Origin of the sequence: Luminiphilus sp. nBUS_07, from assembly GCF_051201685.1 — a bacterium.
Lineage (GTDB): Bacteria > Pseudomonadota > Gammaproteobacteria > Pseudomonadales > Halieaceae > Luminiphilus.
In genome coordinates, this window is the sequence record NZ_CP179213.1 from 1,547,697 (window position 1) to 1,562,923 (window position 15,227).

The 15,227-nt window shown below is 54.4% G+C and carries 11 protein-coding genes; 2 read left to right on the top strand and 9 right to left on the bottom strand.

What is annotated here, in order from left to right:
• Position 1 precedes the first annotated feature (1 nt).
• The 3 genes from bchO to bchI are packed head-to-tail and all read right to left on the bottom strand — an operon-like array spanning position 2 to position 3,644.
• Entirely contained in the window at positions 2–853 is an 852-nt protein-coding gene (bchO, locus tag ACMAZB_RS06830; RefSeq protein ID WP_435219921.1) for an alpha/beta fold hydrolase BchO, read from the bottom strand.
• Positions 850–2,619: a magnesium chelatase subunit D gene (locus tag ACMAZB_RS06835; RefSeq protein ID WP_435219922.1), complete on the bottom strand. Its 1,770-nt coding sequence runs from the start codon at positions 2,617–2,619 to the stop codon at positions 850–852. The genes bchO and ACMAZB_RS06835 overlap by 4 nt, the downstream gene beginning before the upstream one ends.
• Positions 2,616–3,644: a magnesium chelatase ATPase subunit I gene (gene bchI, locus ACMAZB_RS06840; RefSeq protein WP_435215566.1), complete on the bottom strand. Its 1,029-nt coding sequence runs from the start codon at positions 3,642–3,644 to the stop codon at positions 2,616–2,618. The genes ACMAZB_RS06835 and bchI overlap by 4 nt, the downstream gene beginning before the upstream one ends.
• A 103-nt stretch (positions 3,645–3,747) precedes the next feature.
• Between bchI and ACMAZB_RS06845 the strand changes: the two genes are divergently transcribed.
• The gene (locus ACMAZB_RS06845) at positions 3,748–4,626 is read left to right on the top strand and encodes an alpha/beta fold hydrolase (RefSeq protein WP_435219923.1); all 879 of its coding nucleotides are present in this window, start codon (positions 3,748–3,750) and stop codon (positions 4,624–4,626) included.
• Here the strand turns inward: ACMAZB_RS06845 and crtD are convergent.
• Both crtD and ACMAZB_RS06855 read right to left on the bottom strand, forming a co-directional pair.
• Entirely contained in the window at positions 4,597–6,132 is a 1,536-nt protein-coding gene (crtD, locus tag ACMAZB_RS06850; protein ID WP_435219924.1) for a 1-hydroxycarotenoid 3,4-desaturase CrtD, read from the bottom strand. The genes ACMAZB_RS06845 and crtD overlap by 30 nt on opposite strands.
• Complete coding sequence (locus tag ACMAZB_RS06855; protein WP_435219925.1) at positions 6,129–6,854, bottom strand: hypothetical protein; 726 nt, start codon at positions 6,852–6,854, stop codon at positions 6,129–6,131. Before ACMAZB_RS06855 ends, crtD begins: the two co-directional genes overlap by 4 nt.
• 71 nt (positions 6,855–6,925) lie before the next feature.
• Here ACMAZB_RS06855 and ACMAZB_RS06860 point away from each other — a divergent pair, with 71 nt between their 5' ends.
• Entirely contained in the window at positions 6,926–8,299 is a 1,374-nt protein-coding gene (locus ACMAZB_RS06860; RefSeq protein WP_435215574.1) for a cytochrome P450, read from the top strand.
• Here ACMAZB_RS06860 and ACMAZB_RS06865 read toward each other — a convergent pair.
• The 4 genes from ACMAZB_RS06865 to ACMAZB_RS06880 form a co-directional block, all read right to left on the bottom strand.
• Entirely contained in the window at positions 8,274–9,452 is a 1,179-nt protein-coding gene (locus tag ACMAZB_RS06865; RefSeq protein WP_435219926.1) for an ATP-grasp domain-containing protein, read from the bottom strand. The two genes, ACMAZB_RS06860 and ACMAZB_RS06865, sit on opposite strands and share 26 nt — an antisense overlap.
• A 188-nt stretch (positions 9,453–9,640) precedes the next feature.
• On the bottom strand, positions 9,641–12,802 hold the full coding sequence (locus ACMAZB_RS06870) for an efflux RND transporter permease subunit (protein WP_435219927.1): 3,162 nt from the start codon (positions 12,800–12,802) through the stop codon (positions 9,641–9,643).
• 10 nt (positions 12,803–12,812) lie between these two features.
• Positions 12,813–13,991, bottom strand: coding sequence for an efflux RND transporter periplasmic adaptor subunit (locus tag ACMAZB_RS06875; protein ID WP_435215580.1), 1,179 nt, complete (start codon positions 13,989–13,991; stop codon positions 12,813–12,815).
• 126 nt (positions 13,992–14,117) lie between these two features.
• Entirely contained in the window at positions 14,118–15,200 is a 1,083-nt protein-coding gene (locus ACMAZB_RS06880; protein WP_435220064.1) for a Rieske 2Fe-2S domain-containing protein, read from the bottom strand.
• Positions 15,201–15,227: the final 27 nt, after the last annotated feature.

Below are 15,227 nucleotides of genomic sequence, written 5' to 3' on the forward strand. Positions count from 1 at the left end.
CCTATAAAGTCGCTTGAATAATGTCGGCAAAAGGAGCCGGGTCTTCTTCATGCCCTAAGTGACCGAGGTCAGGAATTTTGTACAGTTTTGAGCAGGCGACAAATTCTGAAAGGCGCTCAGATTGCCAGGGGGATACGGTGCGATCATTGCTGCAGGCAATGAGGTGAAGTGGAGTGCGAAGGCTAGGTAGAAGTTGGCGCTGATTGCCTAAGTCCCAGCCTGCCATCATTTTTAACGTTCCGGTCACATGGTCTGGTCTCGAGATCAGCTCTCGGTAACACTGCATCATTTGAGCGCTGGGGTTGGAGCCTGTTTCGACGAGCATGTTCCTAACAGGGCGATTAAACAGGCCGTGAGCGGCGGTGACATAAGCTAACAACCGAGATTTAGACAGCCACTGCGCCAAACGGTTAAATACGGGCGCCGCCGCAGACCCAAAGGGGAGAAAAGCGCCGTTTATCGAAATGATAGCGGCTGGTGAAAACTGTGCATGGAGGGTCAGGTGGGTCGCAATAACAGCGCCTGCTGAGTGGCCTACCAAAAGTTTGGGCCGAATGCCTAAGGCCTGAAGCAAGCCCTGCAGTCGGCGAGCGAAGCCCTCTATACAGACCTCCTCAGGGGGCAACGCACTGCTAAACCCCTGGCCGGGCAGATCAGGCATGACTAGGGTAAATCGATCGGCCAGTTTGTCTGCGAGTGCCGCCCAGCTGTGTGAGGAGGCACCTGTGCCGTGGATCATCAGCACCGCAGGTCCCACCCCCCGGGTTTGAACGTGCCATTCGACACCGTCCACCGATATAAACTGACTGTACTGACGATTGGGCCAAAATTTGGGGAGGTCAAGGGCGTTCAATTTACAGCCTCGGCAGATCGAACCATGTTGCGTAGCCCCTGAGCATCAGCCTGTGGCATGGCTAGATAGCGTCCCCCCAAAGCTGCGGCAAGTTCTCGCGCTTTTTCTTGGGCTCGGGGTGATGCGTCTATTACTAGGGCTCGACTATTCAACGCGCGAAACTGTTTCGCAGCGGCCATGGCCTCTTCTTTTGCACGCTGTCTACCTGGCGTGCCATCTCGAGCAATGTTAGCCACACCGTCGGTCAGAAAAACTGCAGTGGGAGTGGCGCCATCGCGCATGATTTGCTCTGACAGCACTGTGGTGAGTTCTACTGCGTGGGCGAGGGGCGTACCGCCGCCGCCGGGGAGGGCTGCCAAAGCCTTTTTTGCGCGGACCAGAGAGCGCGTAGGCGGTAGTAAAAGCTCGGCTTTGTCGCCTCGAAATGCAATGAGGGCAACGCTATCACGTCGGCTGTAGCAATCAGCCAGTAACAGTTCTACCGCTCCCTTAGCCTCAGCCATTCGATGCATGGCGGCGGATCCCGACGCGTCGACTACAAACAGCGTGGTGCTCTCGCGCTGGTGTCGAAAACGCGTTGTCCTAAAGTCTGACGGTTTAATGAGCAGCTGTCCCTGCTGCCCGGGATTGGCTTGTCGTCGACGTAGTGTCTGCCAAGGAGCGGCGGCTCTCAGTGTTGCCATTAAGTTGAGTCGGGACCCTCTGCGGGGATCTCCGGGCTCAGTACCCACTGGGCGCCCGCGCTGTTTGTGCCGTTGCTGTGACCCTGACTTACCACCGGCGGAACTTTTTCCTCGGGGCTGGTGGCCCTGACGAAGCGACGCGAGCAATCCGGCGGGTATGTGGGCAATGGCCGATTCAATGACGGCGTCTAGAGGAGGTGTTACTTCGGATTGTTCGTTGTTGCTGGGAGATTCCGGCTCCTCTGACTGCGCTTCCTGAGGCTCAGGCTCGCTTGCCTCGTTGTCATCATCCTCGGGAGGGAGTTCGGGTAATCGTGTTGCTCGATGTGCCAATGACATAATGACCGCGCGCTCTAAATCGGCTTCTGTGGCGGCACTGCGGTCGTTAATCGCCGCAAGAATTTTCATCAATCGAGAAGCAATAACCATAGCGCGTGGGGATTCAATTCCCAAGGCTAACGTCGTGACCGCTAGCGCCTCGGTCAGATCGTCTGAAAGGGTCACTGACGTCCAGTTGGCTTGGGCGTTGAGTAAACGTGCACTGTCGATATCGCTGGGTAAGGCGTCGTGAACGCTTAGGCTACTGAGGTCTACTCGCAGTCCCAACCGCTCTGTAAGAGCGGTCTGAGGTTGTTCGCCCTCAAGACCCTCATCGAGAGCAATAACCCCAAAAGCCGCGGGCACAGTCTGACTGAGCCCCTCTCGAGCCAATCGCAGGTTTCCTGTGTCTAGGGCGCTACAAAGGTGCGCAATGGTCTGACGCTGAACACGCTCAGCCATGGTTAACGTGATGACGCCGCCATGGCTCTGGGCCAGAAGTCCTGTCTCCCAATGTAACTTGCCGGTGGCGAGGGTCTGTGTAAGTTCGATACCACCCAGCAAGCGGGCTTCTTGGGCATGCAGAGGAATGCGCTTGGCGATCCTGTTGAGCTGCCAATCTTCAGCCAGTTCAAGAAAAAGGGTTCGCACTGGCCCTGGTGAGCTGCGAACCCATATCCCACCCAGCGCGTGGGGCGCTATCGAAAATGCGGCTAGAGCTTCCTCGGCAAGTGCCCAGTGACTCGACGCCGACGTTGGCATCATGAGGCTTCCATGGACTCCAGCACGCGGGCAATACGGCTATCACTGCCGGCTTCGTCCAGCGGGTCGCGGCGCAGTCGGTGGCGCAATACCATGGGTGCCACACTGCGAATGTCCGCGCAGGTTAGAAGATCTTTTTTGTTGAGTGCGGCGAGGGCGCGTCCCGCCCGCAATAGCGTTAACTCACCGCGCAGGCCGTCAGTGCCCAGCTGCAGGCACAGGGAGGCGGCAAATTCGAGAACCTCATCTGGCGTGCTGACCAATCCGACTCGATCCCGTGCTTGTTCTATTCGGCGTCGTTGCGCAGACTCTTTGCGCCGCCATTGTTTAATAAAACTTTCGGGGTCTTGCTCGTAACGATCACGCTGGCGAATAATTTCAACTCTGGATTTCACATCCTGCGGCGTCGATACATCGACTGACAGTCCAAATCGATCCAGCAGCTGGGGACGGAGTTCTCCTTCTTCGGGGTTACCACTTCCGACCAAAACAAAGCGAGCCGGGTGGCGAATACTGAGACCTTCGCGTTCAACCACGTTTTCACCAGAAGCTGCGACATCAAGCAGCGCATCAACGATATGATCTTCCAGCAGATTGACTTCATCAATGTACAAAAAACCACGATGGGCGCGGGCTAATAGTCCGGGCTCAAAAGCCTTCTCGCCGGCATGTAATGCGCGCTCAATATCAAGAGCTCCGATGACGCGATCTTCCGTCGCGCCCAACGGCAGGTCGACTACCGGGATGCCTACGGTAGCGGTTTTTTTTGGCGCCGATTTTTTATCGTGTTGGCAGCTCTCACAGTGACCCGCGGGTGGGCGCTCGGGGTCACAGTTATATGCGCAGTTGGCGATGACAGGAATCTTTGGCAGTAGTGATGCGAGTGCTCTGATTGCCGTAGACTTGCCCGTTCCACGGTCACCCATGATGAGTACCCCACCCACGCCTTGATCAACGGCGGCGATGAGTAGTGCCAGTTTCATGTCTTGCTGAGCGACAATAGCGGTGAAAGGGTAGGGTGCTGCCATCCGAAATTTCCGTTGTGAAACTGAGGCTTATAAGTGTAAACCACAATTAACATAAAAAGTGTAACAATAGACGAACAATATTGTGGCTGTGTAGGGAAAGTTTATGAGTTTAGAGAAGGCGATCGCTGCCGACATTCATTGTTTTACGGTGGCGGGCGGCGCGCAATTGAGTTGCTATCGCTCACAGCCCGAGCACTTAGACCCTGATGCCCGCCCGCTGGTTTTGCTCCACAGCATTAATGCGGCTCCAAGTGCTATTGAAATGAAGCCGTTATTTGACCACTTTGCCGGTTCCCGAGTGGTTTATGCACCGGATCTGCCAGGGTTTGGTCAGTCTCAGCGCGGTGATTTGCCGTACTCTCCAGATTTTTATGCTGAGGTAATCAGTGACTTCTTGGGCCAAATTGATGGCCCTGCGCCCGATGTGGTGGCGCTGTCGCTGACAGGAGAGTTCACAGCCCGGGCGTTGCGGGACAACAGCCCGGAGATTCACTCGCTGACTTTGATTTCGCCAACCGGACTGGGGCGCAATCAGCCGCCTTCTGCGGAGGCGGGTGCGCGTATCAACCGTATTCTCAATATTGGATGGTTGAGCCGAGGGCTGTGGCGAGCTTTGGTCTCCCGTCGCAGTATTCAGTATTTTTTAAATAAAGCGTTCTATGGTCCAGTGCCCAAAGCTCTGGTTGACTATGCGGTAGCAACCACACGAGAACCCGAAGCAGCCCGCGCGCCGTTTGCTTTTTTGACCATGCAGTTGTTCACCACCGATGCGTTGACGTTGTTGTATCAGCCGTTGAGGGTGCCGACACTTTTGTTATATGACCAGGATCCCAATATCGGTTTTGAGTGCGTACCAGAACTGCTCGAAAGTAACGATCTAGTTAGTGTGCAGAAGATAGTCCCTACCTGCGGCCTGCCGCAATGGGAGCGGCCGGAAGAAACCGTTGAGGCGCTAATTCGATTTTGGGGCGAATCGGCGTAGCTGCGACGCCAGCCAATTCGCGCCATGGGCGTCCTCGAGGAGCGCTTGTGCGGCGAGTCTGCCCGATAAGGTGGCCATTGGAACGCCAGGCCCCGGATGGACCGAGCCCCCGGCAAGATACAACCCTGAAACTTTAGTTCTTGAATTGGGGCGCGTGAAGCTAGAGAGCGGCCCATGAGTGGCCTGTCCATAAAGGGAGCCGCCACTACCGGGGAATCGAGTTGCAAAATCCTGTGGGTTGGCCATGCGACAGGTGGCGGAGTTAAGAGATAATTTCAGCCCACACTCCGCGAGCACTGCCTCGGTCCGCGCGGTTATCTCGGACATTTGCTCTCGGGTCCAAGTGCTCAGATCTCCGGTGGCGGGTGCGTTCACGAGTACGAGTAAGCGCTCGTAGCCCTCGTGGTGGCCGGCCATCAACCGGTCTTGAGCGCAAACGTAGACAGTGGGGCGTTCGGCTACGCTTTTGTCTTCAAACAGCGTGCTGAATTCTTTGGGATAGTCCTCATCAAAAAATACGTTGTGATAACTCAAAGGAAATCCAGCAGCATCTGCCCTCAAACACCAGGTGACGGCGGATAAACCTCGTTGCTCCACGGGTGTGCCCCGGGTGGCCAGAACAACATCAGGACCCAGGCAGCCGGTTGCTAATGCGCTGCGGTCACCGTTGAAAATGACGTCATCGGCGTGCAGTGATTCACCGCTTTCCAGAGTAACGCCGGTCACGTGGCCGTTCTCGGTATTGATCTTCGTGACTCTGCTACTCAACTTAAATTGAGCGCCGCGTTCTTCCGCTAAATTTTGCATGGCTCGCGCCAAAGAAGTCATGCCGCCGGGTAGTACCCATACACCCTGTTGCTCTGCGTGCGTAATCAGCAGTAACGTCGCTGGGGCCTTGAGTGGTGAGGACCCAACATAAGTGGCGTAGCGCCCAAACAGCTGGCGTAGGCGTGGGTCTTTTAAATAACCCCCCAAGGCACGCCACAAGGTTTGGTGAGGCCTCAATGCGAGCATTTCACTGAATTTAGTCAGTCCTATTCGCAGCGCGAGAGTTAGTGGGTTGGGTTGGGGAGCGGCCATAAAACTGTCTTTCAGCAGTTCGAATATTTGGCCCGAATCTCGGCAAAGTTGCAGGTAACCCTCGGCGTCGGCGCTGCCCGCTAATGCGGCGATATCTGCTGCGGTCACCTGTGGGTCTGCATGTAAGTCGATTGAAGCGCCACTCGTCCACCAATGGCGGGCGAGAGTGGTGAGGGGTTTGAATGGGAGTCGATTGGAAAATTGGGCTCCCGCATTAGCAAACAGTTCATCGAAGACCCAGCGCATGGTAAATACCGTGGGCCCGGCATCAATCCAATGTTCACCCGATCGTACCTGATGCATTTTTCCGCCGACTGTAGGTGCGGCTTCCAAAACGGTGACAGCGCGACCCGCAGCTGCAAGCTCCACTGCAGCGGCCAGCCCACCTGCGCCGGCGCCAATCACAATGACGTGTTGCTTGCTCATTTCGCCACCACGCTGCGCATTTGGTATTTACGGGTTACGGCGTATTGATGGTAGATGATTAAGGTCAGGCCGGTGATCAAGGGTACCGCCCAGAGCCCGGGGGTTAGCGCCAGTTCGGGCATCAGCCGCACGGCACCGAAGGCAAAAAACGCGGTATACACTGATATGCCAGCACCAACGAGGCTCTTGATGTGCTCTTTGATAAAATCATAGGGGTTGGGCTCGGGCTTAAAAATGAACCAATAATTCGTTGCAACAGTGGCAAAGCCCACCACGGACAGCCCCATCATCATCGGCTGTTGCACCCAGTACCCCTGCATGAGGCAGGTTGTTGAGGCCACTAACAGTGCAATCTGCAATAGGTTGTTGGTCCGTGTCCCAGTCGCGCGATGGTTTTTCCTATGGCGCAGGGCGAGGCGCCCATGCCACGCTAGATTCACTGTGAGCGTAGCCAAATAAAGCATTAACCAACCAAAAATAGCACGCACCATTAGAGGGTCAGAAAAAACCGCGTGTTCCACCAGATGTGGATGGGTGGCGAGAGGATCTAGCAGTGTTGTGGTTGCGATGCCCACTGCAGTAATCCCAGTGGCTAAAAGGGTGTTGATGAATATGCGGCCAAAGCGGCGGTGATTGGCACCCCCTTTGCGCCCGCCAACGGGTATCCAAAACGTAACAAGGCCAACTGTCCCCGTGGCGATATGGATAGTGACCAAAGTCATAAAGATGTCATGGGTCGACACCATCAAATAGCCCTCTCATACTGTTGGATCTGTTGTCGTGGCGTACCACTATGTCTCATAGCAAGCCTTTTGTCCCTCCCCACCCTCAACCGTTGCCTGCGCTGCCTGCCCTCGCGCGGGTTTTGTGGCACGGAGATGGCAACCTTCTGGAATTGCTGCCCGGCGCGGCTTACAGGTTTGATTTTGGCAATTTGGGTTATTCCCGGCGCTCGACGGTTCTGTTCAATCAGCCGGGGTTGGTGCGAGAAATTTTGCGCGATGACGGCAGCCGGTTCCCCAAGAGTGACTTGATGGTCAACGCCCTTGAGCCTCTGATTGGGCAGTCTATTTTTGTCACTGACGGGGCGCGCTGGAAGCGCCAGCGAGGCATGATAGATCCGGCATTTTCTCAGCTCCGTGTCAGTCACGCATTCGAGGCGATGCAGTCTGCAGTTCATGACCATTTGGAAATTCTGGACGGTCATGCTGAGAGTGGCGAGAGCTTTTCCCTCGATATGGCCATGAGTCATCTGACTGCGGATGTCATTTGCCGAACGATCTTTTCGACGCCGCTGGCCACAGGTGTTTCCAGCGATGTTTTTGAAGACTTCACCGAGTTCGAGCAGTCGGTTGCACAGGTCGATATTTTTCGCCTCATTTTTCAAAAGGCTTGGGCAAAAGTGCCGCAGCTGCCGAGGGTGTTGGCCGCTTGTCAGCGTATCCGTGGGCACCTTGGTGATTTGCTGGATCCCCACTTGCAAAACCCCGCCGCCTTTAATGACATAGCCAGTGAGGTCATTGCGGCCAAAGACAGCGTCACCGGAGCTGCGTTCACACGTGAAGAGTTGATCGACCAGTTGGGCGTGTTTTTTTTGGCAGGGCATGAAACTTCCGCCAGCGCGCTGACTTGGGTTTTCTATGTGCTGGCTGAGCAGCCCACCCTCGTTGCTCGGTTGCGCACTGAACTCGACAACGTCGTTGGGGCGGGGGCGATTGATTTTAGCCACGTCAAACAACTGCCACTGGTCCGAGCCGTTTTTAAGGAGACGCTTCGGCTCTATCCACCCATTACCTTCATTCCTCGGGTCGCCCTTGAAAATTGTCATGTTGGTCCGAGAAAGTTGCGCCGCGGGGCTTTGGTCATGGTGTCTCCATGGACCCTTCATCGGCATCAGGAGTACTGGGAGAACCCTAATGCCTTCATCCCCGATCGCTTCCTTGCTGAAGGTGAGGGCTCGATTCAAGAGGGGGCCTATATTCCATTTGGCGTTGGGCCGCATACTTGCATTGGGGCAGGGTTTGCGCAGGCAGAGGCGATTTTGATCATTGCTGAACTGGTGCGCCGCTTTGACTTTCGCCGTGCAGATACGAGGCCCGTGAGGCCAGCTGCGCGTTTGACGACGCGGCCTGCTGAACAAATCAGGCTGCATTGTCGCCGCCTGTAATGGCTTCAGTCGAAGGCTGCGACCATAGGGGTGCGATGTCTCGCTGACACGCCTCCCCAAGTGATATCCCTTCGATAAGCGCCGGTTTCAAAATAGGCCAAGATAGTGGCGTCATTAACAAGAAGGGGAGGGGGTCTCGCCACGACCAGACAACATCGGCTACGCTCCAACACAATTTTAGTCGTCGCCAAAATTCTTTCAAATTGCCCTTGAACAGCGCGGCGTAAGCTTCTGTCAGCGTGCTGTAACGCCACTGCCATGCCTCATTTTTGTGGCGCTTAATGGCTATCTTCCGGTCTGTGATGAGCGCGGCACCGAGGCTTTCTGAATCAAAAAAATGGATGCCACTTGTGAGGCGAGGGTTGCATTCTATGGCTTGGGGAACCCCCGAAGTATCAACGATAAAATCGAAAGCAATGAAGCCACTGTAATCCATGTCTTGGGTAAATTGGTGTATCCACTGCTGCACTCTTTCCGCAATATCGCCCGTAACGCGTTCAAAACAAATCGCCACGGTGCCGGCGAAGATGGATCCTTTATAGACATTGGTCGCTTGAACTTCTCCGGCCTTCACCATGCTGAGGCTACTAACAACATCGCCGATAACCGCCTGCTGCACTAGCACATCGGCGCTGTTGCTTTTTAATACATCGCCGGCGCAATGAAACTCTACGTCAATGCCAGAGCAGCCATTGATCGGCTTCGTGACGTAATCGAAGGTTTCAGTCAAGGTGGCCGCTAAGGGAGAGTTAGCAAGTGCCGAGCGGGGAGCTGCCAGAGATTTTTGCACAGCGCAATTTATAAATGCGGCCTTATCGGCCAAGGTGCGATAGAGATCTACCTTGGGACCCAACAGAGCAACCTGAGGGGGCAAGTGCTCGCGAATGGCCAGTACGTAATGTGCCTCTTCTGATACGGGGACAACAAGGTCGACGCCTTCCCTTGCGATTAATGCGAGTAGTGCTGCTTGGTAGGCTTCAGGGTTGCTATTGGGGGCCGGGAGTCTAAAGGTTTGAGCGACATCTTTAGACACGCGGCTCACGTGCCATGCAAATGGCTCGGCGACGATGACGCGATAACCCTGCGTTCGTAACGCTCTTGCAACAGATAGCGCCTTAGGGAGTCTTCCTAGGGTTAAGAGTGCTGTCGACACGATCCCCCCCCTGACCTGGGTTCGGTCCTTCCGGGAAAACTTACCGGTCGCTGCAGGGCGCAGATCGTTTTGTTATTTCTTAAATGCATCAGGGCTAACCCACAAAAGCTGCGCGAGCCTGAAAAGATGACATATTTAACCCTCAAACTGAAGTGAGGCGGTTCTGGCGGTTTGCGTAAGCTCCCCTGCTAACGCTCAGCGGTGCTGTCAATCTTGTTTGTGTTTTTTGGTGAACCGCTCAGATCGTGCAAGATAAGGTAAAGCGCGGGGATGAGGAGCAGTGTCACTGAGGTAGCGAAAATAACACCAAACCCCAGCGATACCGCTAAAGGCACGAACGGAGCGGTGGCGAGGTCGGCGTTAAGCATGAGTGGCAGTAGGCCCACAAAGGTTGTGACTGAAGTCAGAAAAATAGGTCTAAAGCGCGAGACACCGGCGAGAGTGACTGCCTCTGTAACACTGAGCCTCACGTCTAGGCGACGCTTGTTAATAAAGTCTACAAGAACCAGGCTGGCGTTGATAACGACGCCCGAGAGCGCGACGATGCCAAGTATTGAAAAGAAGACCAAGTCGTAGCCAAGTATAAAGTGCCCCAGCACAGCGCCAATAAAGCCAAAGGGGATGCTGGCCATGACCACCAAAGGTTGCAGATAGGATTTCAACGGAACTGCCAGCAGGGTGTAAATGATGATGAGTGCCAGCAAGCTTGTACGCGCTAGTCCCGACAACGCGCTAGCCCGCTCCTCAGCCTCACCTGCCAGGGAAAACGTTGTCCCGGGATACTCGGATTCAAGCCGGGGGATGTGCTGACTTTCAATCAGTCGTAGTACGGATTCAGGTGCGATTCGCGTGCGGTCTGCATAGGCCGTTACGTTGATCGTCCGCTGCCCATCCACCCGGCGAATGGTGGCGTTGCCAGCACTGAGTTGGGCGCTGGCCACTGTTTCAATCGGTACCTCTGCACCATTGGGGAGTCGAATGTACAGTTGGTTGTAGTTATCGAGTGAACGACGATCTGATTCAGGATATCGGACCATAATGCGCATGTCGTCTCGTCCACGCTGCACGCGTTGAGCCTCTGCGCCGTAAAATGCATGCCTGACCTGAGTGCCTAAATCAGCTTGGGTTAAGCCCAATGATTCAGCCTCTGGTCTTACTCTTACGACTAATTCCTGCTTTCCTGCCCGGTAACTATCGCTGATGTCGTAAATGGCATCAAAGCTTGAGAGAACCTCGGTCAGAGCTGCAGCAGCCTCACTCATCACCTCAAGATCTTTGCCGCGAATTTGAATATTGATGTCTTCTCCAAGGGACACAGCTGACGCAGTAAAGCTTTTCTCAATGACGTCGGGAATATCTGGCGTAAGTTCTCGCCAGCGTCTCGCTGCTTCTTTGGGTGTCATACCTCCGCGCTCGCCATGGGGAAGCAAGGTGATCGACATCTCGGCAATGTGGCTACCAGATTCGGAACTTCCTGAGATTTCGCTCTTACTGATGGGCAGACCAATAGTTTTAAATTGGTTGATGACGGCGGAAGCACCCTTCGGCAGGTCTTGGTTTAGTTCTGCTATGAGTTGGTCTGCAGAGGTTTGAACGAGCTCCAGAGCCTTTGTTGTTCTCTCAACCGGGTAGCCCTCTGGCAACTCCAGGCTGGCATAGATTTCATTGCCCGACACGGTCGGGAAAAATTGAAAGATAACCCGCCCACTAGCCAAAAGCCCAAGGATGATGATCAGCGCTGCCAGTGCGGCGCCTAGGGTGGCGTAACGGTATTTCAGTACATAGGACAGTGCCTGTTGATACTGACGCTGAGCGAAACGCTCCAAACCGTCTGACACTTTTTCTTGGAAAGATTCCCAGCGCCGCCCAATAGCTGATGTGCCACGCTCCTTGCTTCGGTGAGCCAGGTGCGCGGGCAGTACCAGCTGCGACTCAACAAGGCTAAAGACCAAACATAAGAGCACGGTCCATCCGATAGCGCCAAAAAAACTGCCCAACATGCTATCGACGGTTACTATAGGGATGAATGCCGCCATGGTTGTCAGCACGCCAAAAAATACGGGGATTGCCACCTCTGTGGTGCCATTGACGGCGGCTTCCTGAGAATCCTGAGTAAAACCCTCATGGGTGTGTATTCGTTCCCCGACCACGATGGCGTCATCGACTAAAATCCCCAGTGACAGTAAAAACCCCATAAGCGACAGCGTGCTGATGCCCAAGTCAGCAGAGGGAAAGAATGCGATAGCGCCGAGGATAGAAACCGGGATACCGGCGGTCACCCAAAGTGCCAAGCGCAGTCGTAAAAATAGAGCGAGGGTGAGGATCACCAGTAACAGGCCGCCGGTGGCGTTATTTATCAGCGTCGACAATCGGTCAACTAAATCATCGGCCTCGTTACTCCATATGCGTAACTCGAGACCGGAGGGGAGGCTACGCTGCTTTACCTCAACGAAGTCAGTGAGATCCCTAGCCATGGCTAGGGTGTTGTCTTTCCCTAAACGCCATACCTTGAGGAGCTGTGTAGGGCGACCATCAAACATCGCAGACAGCTCCTGCTCTTCGAATCCATCACGGATGACGGCGATGTCTCGTAACAGTATGCGCGTGCCATTTGAGTTTGTGATCACGGGTACGTCTTCGAGTTCGCGCCCGGTATACCGCTGTGCGGTACTGCGTAATCGAATCTCTCCCGCATCACTTTTGATCGACCCTCCGGGAATATCAATGCTACTTTGCCGAATCGCCTTGGCTACAGCCTCCAGCGTTAATCCGTGGCGCCGCAGGGTGAGTTCTGGGATTTCAACGGAAATTTCGTCGGGTCGAACATACATGGTGTCGACTAAACTGACTGACGAAATTTCAAGAATTTCTTCCCGCAGAGATTCGGTGAGGTTTTTCAATGATCGTTCGTCAGTGTCTCCTGAGATGGCGAGATACATCACCACCGAGCGTAAACTGACTGAAGCAACTACCGGTTTTTCGGTATTGGCAGGAAAGGTCGATATCGCATTGACTTGAGCTTTTACATCATCGAGGACACGGTCTTGAAAGGATGCATTGGTGAGTTCTAGAGCGACAACACAGCGATTTTCTGCTGCGGTGGTCTTCACCTTGTCGATACCTTCAATTCCCTGCACCGCCTCTTCAATGCGAATACACACACCGGTTTCAACCTCTGAGGGTGCTGCGCCTAAGTAGGGGACGCTTACCGTGATAGTGGGAACGTCAATGTTAGGAAATTCTTCCTTTCTGACCTCGATTAAACCCAGCAATCCGCCAACAACCAATGAAAACATCAGTAGGTTAGCTGCGATAGGGTTCCTTACGAACCAACTGATGAGGGCTTTCACAACCTGCCGCTCAGTCGACTAATGTCACGGGCATGCCATCGACCACGTACTGCAGGGGAGAAAGGCAGATTTTTTCTCCGGCTAGAAGGCCAGAGGTCACTATCGCGCGTTCATTTTCATAACGCAGTACCTCTATTGTCCTAGCGTGCAGCGTGTTTTCAGGGGATACGACTAGCACCTGGTTCCCTTCGCGGACCGCGGAGCTCGGTATGATCGCAGCGTTGTCTACGGTAACTCCTACGATCTCGGCTTTGACAAAGAGGCCTACGGGGAGGTCGACTTCGTACTGGCTTATTGGATTGTTCACTTGAGCGACGACATAAACGACGCGGCTCAGCTGGTCTATTTGACCCTCTGAGCGAACTAGTGTGGCATTCCACCGGTGCTGCTTACCCGCGTAGTCCGCGGTTAGGGTGACCTTGGGCGCAGCGCTGTGGGTATAAATTCCGCTCTCAAGAATCGTAGAGTCCAAAAAACCAAGTTGGCGGTCGGCCAGCGGGAGGCGAACTTCAAGTTGCTCAGTTGCGTAGAGCTCAGCAATCGTACCCCCACGCTGTACAAACTGGCCGATGTCGACGCTTTCTGCTGCAACACGGCCGTCATAGGGCGCTCTGATTGCGGTTCTATCAAGATTTAGCTGTGCAGTTGAAAGCTGTACTTTGGCATCTGCCAATGCCGCTTGGGCGACACCCGCTGAGCGGCCAGCAGCTCGCAGCTGTGATTCACTCACCATATCTTGTTGCGACAGGGCGATGAGGCGCCGGTTTTCTGCTACGAAGTAGTCTGCCTCAACCTCGGCGCGCTGTAGGTTTGCTACCGCCTGTAAATGAGAATTTTTGTAGTCTTGGGGATCAATGCTTAGCAGTAGATCATTACTGTAAAAGCGTCCGCCGCTTCGCAGTGCATCACTGACGTTAATGACTTCCCCCGATACCTGTGCGACGAGGTTAGTCTGTATGCTGGGTTGTACAGTTCCCTCCGAGCGCACGCTTAGCGGGAAGGCTTCAAGCTTTATCTCTAGACTGCGCACAGCGATTGCATTGCTTTCGCCCGTTGTCGTATCAATCTGAGGTTTTGAATCAAGTAATATCGCGGTAATAATCGCAGCCACGGCGATGAAAGCCAGAGGGTAGACAACGCGACGACGCAGCCATTCCTTCGAGGGCCCTCTAATGTCCTCAGTACTCATGTTTGTCCTAGGTTTTTGGTGCGTGCTTTACGTTTAGGATTGGGCCGGTTGGCAGTGCCCTTCGCGGGGCCAGTTTAGCACTAACTCCCGGACTTTTCTGGCCTCTGAATCTTTATACCGTTACTCTCAAATGGGTATGCCGTCATCAATAGCGTGCTCTCGCTCGGCAGGTGTTGCCACCCCGGGCACATGATAAAAACCATTTAACGCCGACTGACCTGTAAGTTCATTGCCTGAGTCGCCATAAAAAGTCCCGTACCACTTCCGGTTGTTCAGGAACGGGCCTTCGGTTTTCATGGCCATGGGCTTGAGCGCGGGCGCTTTGTGCTGCCAAATTTCAAAATCTTTTGAGAACGCCTCTAGAGCGCCTGCCTGAACCTGCCGTGCCATATCGTAATCCTCGGGACCTACAGTTTCGCCCTGAGCCTTTACCAAACAACCATGCCACGCTTTTATTCGACCATCTCCTACCGGAGTGTTAGCGATCATTTCAAACTGCGTCGTGTCCCCCCAAACCTGCTTGCTGAGAAGTACGCCAGGCCCGGTGTACCACGTGGTGGTGTAGAGCATCACACCGCCATAGAGGGCCATGGCTCCACCCTGACGTTGAATGAGCACGTGTCCTTTTATTTCGTTTTCAAAATACTCGCAGGGCGCGCCGTGGGTTGGCCCCAAGTGACGATTGTCCGCCATGTTATCGAGAACCTCCTGAGGGTGGATGTCCAGCTCGGGAAGATGATCTAGGTTCCAATGCACCCATCCGGCTTCATCCCATTGCTGAAGGTACGGAGCCGGGTATAGGGGAGCCTCGCCTTGTTCATCAAACCACATCATGATGCAGCCCATATTATCGACTACGGGGTAGGACCTGATTGAGGCTGACTTTGGGCAGGGCCCATCGTGGTAGGGAATGTCATCGACATCGCCCTCAGCGTTATAACGCCACCCATGGTAAGGGCAACGAATCGCATCGCCTTCGATGCGTTTACCGCCGACATCTGCAACGATTAACATCGCGCTGCTGTTTTTGCCGAGGTGCGTTCCCATGTGTTTACAGTAGGCGTCGAGCATGACGGGCTTGCCACTTTCGCCGCGGTAAATGACAAAGTCTCGGTCAAAAAAAGTAACGCCAATCGGGCCGCCGTCTATTTCTCGGCTCTCTGCTACGACAAACCAGCCCTGGGGAAGGTGTTGGGGCCTAAACCATATTCAGCTGCTTTTGCCACTTTAATTCTC

Excerpts from the sequence above, each read along its gene's own strand:
- ACMAZB_RS06835 (WP_435219922.1), bottom strand. The coding sequence starts at position 2,619 with ATGATGCCAACGTCGGCGTCGAGTCACTGGGCACTTGCCGAGGAAGCT.
- bchI (WP_435215566.1), bottom strand. The coding sequence starts at position 3,644 with ATGGCAGCACCCTACCCTTTCACCGCTATTGTCGCTCAGCAAGACATG.
- ACMAZB_RS06845 (WP_435219923.1), top strand. The coding sequence starts at position 3,748 with ATGAGTTTAGAGAAGGCGATCGCTGCCGACATTCATTGTTTTACGGTG.
- crtD (WP_435219924.1), bottom strand. The coding sequence starts at position 6,132 with ATGAGCAAGCAACACGTCATTGTGATTGGCGCCGGCGCAGGTGGGCTG.
- ACMAZB_RS06855 (WP_435219925.1), bottom strand. The coding sequence starts at position 6,854 with ATGACTTTGGTCACTATCCATATCGCCACGGGGACAGTTGGCCTTGTT.
- ACMAZB_RS06860 (WP_435215574.1), top strand. The coding sequence starts at position 6,926 with ATGTCTCATAGCAAGCCTTTTGTCCCTCCCCACCCTCAACCGTTGCCT.
- ACMAZB_RS06875 (WP_435215580.1), bottom strand. The coding sequence starts at position 13,991 with ATGAGTACTGAGGACATTAGAGGGCCCTCGAAGGAATGGCTGCGTCGT.